General features: G+C 34.9%; 2 protein-coding genes and 1 pseudogene. All 3 read right to left on the bottom strand.

All coding sequences use genetic code 11. The features are described from left to right. On the bottom strand, positions 1-1,849 hold a 1,849-nt coding region (locus tag RYL88_RS12150), incomplete at its 3' end, for an ATP-binding protein (protein ID WP_314991630.1). A gap of 340 nt (positions 1,850-2,189) precedes the next feature. Further along, positions 2,190-3,410 (bottom strand): LlaJI family restriction endonuclease, encoded by a 1,221-nt coding sequence (locus RYL88_RS12155; protein WP_314991633.1) that lies wholly within the window; start codon positions 3,408-3,410, stop codon positions 2,190-2,192. Next, a pseudogene (locus tag RYL88_RS12160) lies at positions 3,403-3,750 on the bottom strand (AAA family ATPase); the annotation flags it as partial. The pseudogene RYL88_RS12160 and the gene RYL88_RS12155, both read right to left, overlap by 8 nt.

Genomic DNA, 3,750 nt, shown 5'->3' on the forward strand with positions numbered 1-3,750 from the left:
TGACTTTTAGCAAGGCACACTCTTTTTTAAATAAATTTAGAGCTTGGTTTGGCAAGAGATACCCAAACTCTAGCTTTAGGTCAAATCTTCTTAGGCTTGCTTTATCGAGGTTATCGATTAAATTCGTAGTAGCGATAAATATCCCGTCAAAGCTCTCCATCTGCACTAGCATCTCGTTTACTTGCGTTATCTCCCAGCTTACGGTAGCTGTGCTTCTATCTTGTAAAAAGCTATCTACTTCGTCAAATACAAGTACTGCTTTTTTATCTTTTGCTTCCTTAAAAGCTTCAGCTATGTTTTGCTCGGTTCCTCCGACCCACATAGATAAAAGATCGCTTCCTTTTTTGATGATTATAGGCTTTTTTAGACTTTTGGCGATAAATTTTGCATAGGCACTCTTTCCGGTTCCAGGCACTCCGTATAGGCAAACTCTAGCGCTTTTGCTCTCTTTTACTCCTTGCATCAGCTCGTTTAGGTCGCAGTTTGAGTTTACGAAATTTGGATCGTAGCTGCTAGGTAGATCGTGGCTTGGCTTCTCTTTTTTCTTATCTTTTTCTATCGCTCCGTGTCCTTGGGCTTTTAGAGTGTTGCTTATCACTCGCTCAAAGGCCTTGTTTTTATCTCTAGCGTTTAAATTTGAAACTACTAGGCTTGCATTGCTAACTACGGCGGGAGCTACATGTTGATTTTTGGCTAGTTTTTTTATTAGCTTATTATCTATCAAATTTGCGCTGTATTCTTTGATGATCTTAGCTCTCATGTTTTCATTAGGCACCCCTAGCTCTATAGCTAAGTTAAAGCGTCTAACTACGGCTTCGTCCATGCTGTAAACATTATTCGTTATCCAGATAGTAGGCACTTCGTTGGTTTCTAAGGATCTGTTTATAAAGGCTTTGCCGTACTGTCTTTTCTCGTCATTTCTAGTGTTAAACACGTCTTCGGCTTCGTCATACATCAGCAAATTTGATCCAGCCTGCAAGACGTTTTGCGCGAGACAATAAGATCTTATTCTTTCTAGCTCGTTTGCATATCCACTCTCGTCTGCGTAGGCTACTTCGTAGAGTTTTAAATTTAACTCGCTAGCTATGACCTTGCTAAGCTCGGTTTTACCCGTTCCTGCTGAACCGTAGAGGAGGATATTTACTCCTTTTTGTTTTTTACGAACGGCACTTTTTAGAAAAGAGATTAAAATTTGCATATCTTCTTTTACGTGAGCATAGTTTTTTAGGGTCAAATTCGTTTCGCTACAAGGCTTTATCGCGCTTTGAAATATTTCGTCGATACTTTTGCATTTAATAAACAATGCGCCTGTAAATTCGTTATTTAGCACGTCGATTTTCGATCTTAGGTTGCGCGAACAGTAGGCGTCGATTTTTATTAACGAAGTTTTGGCGAAAATTCCGTCTTTTCTAAAAGCGTTTTGAACGTCTAAGACATCTAAATTTAGTATCTGCGATAAGGCTTTTACGGCTTGTCTGTTGTTTATATCTCCTATCAGATCGCAAGCATCGCAAACGACTTCGTAGTTGAATATAATAGCGACGAATCTAAGAATAGTCTTTTCGGCGTCGTTTAGACCTAAATTTGACTGAAGCAAATTTAAGTTGTGCTCGAGGTCTTTTAGTTTGCATGAGATTTTGGTTTTTTCAAGGACGTCAAGTCTGTTTTTAAGAACTTCGATGTCTTGTTTGGTCGGCTCGCTAGAGCTAACGCCCAAAAATTCAAGGACATTATCGTATCTGCATCTTAAAAACTCTCTTTCTCCGCCTGCGTGAAATATCGCGCGAAGCATCCAAAGCGTTGCAAGGTCGTATATCTCGTTATCTACGTGAAAGCTTTTGTTTCTCATGCCTGACTCCTTGTTTTGTTTTTTATTTGAAGGTATTTTACTGAGTGAAAAGGACAAATTTGTGTCCAAACTGATATAATCTGGCAATAACGTAATAGGTAAAAGCCATGACAAATTTACATAGGTTCGGCGACAAACTAGAACTTGCAAGAACTCATGCCAAAACATATCTAGCTCATAGAATCGCTCAGTGCATCTAACATATATACAAGAAATAACGTAAAAAATTTTAGTTTTTAGCAAAAAAGACCAAAATCAAGTTAATGTCATATAAATAGAACAAAAAAGATAAGATTTGGTATAATCGTGAATTATTTTCGATATTATGTAGCAAACGCACCTAAATTGTATTTTGTATAGCTTCAACTAGCAATTTTTTATTCTCGTTGCTCATCTTGTCATAGTTAAAAATCAAAAATCTAGTATCTACTAAAATTCCTTGCACTATGAAATAATTTGTGCCATTTTTCCATTCCATTGTAGCTTTGCCGATATTCTCAAATTTACCATTTATTGCGATGCTAAATTTATTGTTATTTTTATTGTAAGGCATCAAAAAAGCATTGTAAATATTGCTTTCATCATAACTGTTTTCGCTCTTTATGATATGGGCCGTATATTCGCCATAAGCTACTTGCTTTGTTATATCACTGCTTTGTGGTAGCCCTTTTAAATTAACACCATATTTATAGTATTTTGCATCTAAAATATAAATTTTATCGTCATAAATCATAATGGTATCTGGCTGTAATGAGCTATTATCTTTATCTTTTGTATATCTTAGTTCCCACTGCGTTTTTGGAAAGTATCTATTCTTATCGGCAATTCCAAATGCCTTATCTATTATCTTTTCCCAAATCGCATAAAATTTAGTAGTGCCAAATTTAAACTCATTTTCTTTTAGGTCTTTATCTTTATTTGATAGCATATGTATCATAGAGCTAAAAAGCAGTCGCTTTTTATCATCAAATGTGCTGTTTAGTTTGTTTTGTAAAATATAAAGGCAGTGATTTTTGCTTGCTGGCAGGCTTTGTTTTTGTGGCATAAATGAGTTGTAGGCAAAGCCAAATTTATTAAAAGCTTCATAGGTGCAGTATTTATTTATAGCTGTGATTAGTTCGTTTTCATTGATTTGATTTTTCCTAGTTTGAAACTGCGTATAAACTAACGAGCCATTTTTTTGCACGATAGGGCGATTTTTCTTGATTGTTCTAGCAAAATTTATCTTACCTTTTGTAGCGGTTTGATAAATACTTTCTCGCTCTGTATAATAGCCGTGAGCAAGAAAATACTCTATAATATTTTTATAGGCGATAAGTGGAAAAGTTTGTTCTATTTGAATATTACTGTTGTTGGTATATTGCGATTTAGCAGAAGCGTTATTAAGCCACATAAAAATAGACATCATTTTTCTTATGTCTGCCCTTATGCCTTTATCATCAATATTTAAACCAAAGCCTAGTGGAAAGCAAATTTGTAGATTATCATCTTTGCTTCTAATGCCTACAAAATCATCATTTGTAGCATTATCTAAAAAGCAATGCTCTTTTAAATCAGACACCTAGTTTAGCCTTAATTTTGTCGCTAAAAATATCAAATTGATTTTTGCCACTATTTTTAACATCTATAAAATGAACAATAACTGCTTCTAGTGTTTTAAAACTGCCATTAAATGCACTTTTATCAAATTTAAAAACATCGTCCCAAAGGTATTTTAAGACCTTATAAGCAAATAGTTTTTTGTCTTTCAGTTCATTTTCGGTTATAAAATATACACCTAGTCGTTTATCTTCCATAGAACTTACTTCGCCACAATTTTCGGTAAACGCTTCATTTATAGCTTCGCAAAAGGTTTGCCCAGACACATCGGTATCTAAAAATTTATTATATTTATATCTGTG

It is taken from the genome of uncultured Campylobacter sp. (assembly GCF_963517995.1).
In the GTDB taxonomy this organism is placed as follows: domain Bacteria; phylum Campylobacterota; class Campylobacteria; order Campylobacterales; family Campylobacteraceae; genus Campylobacter_A.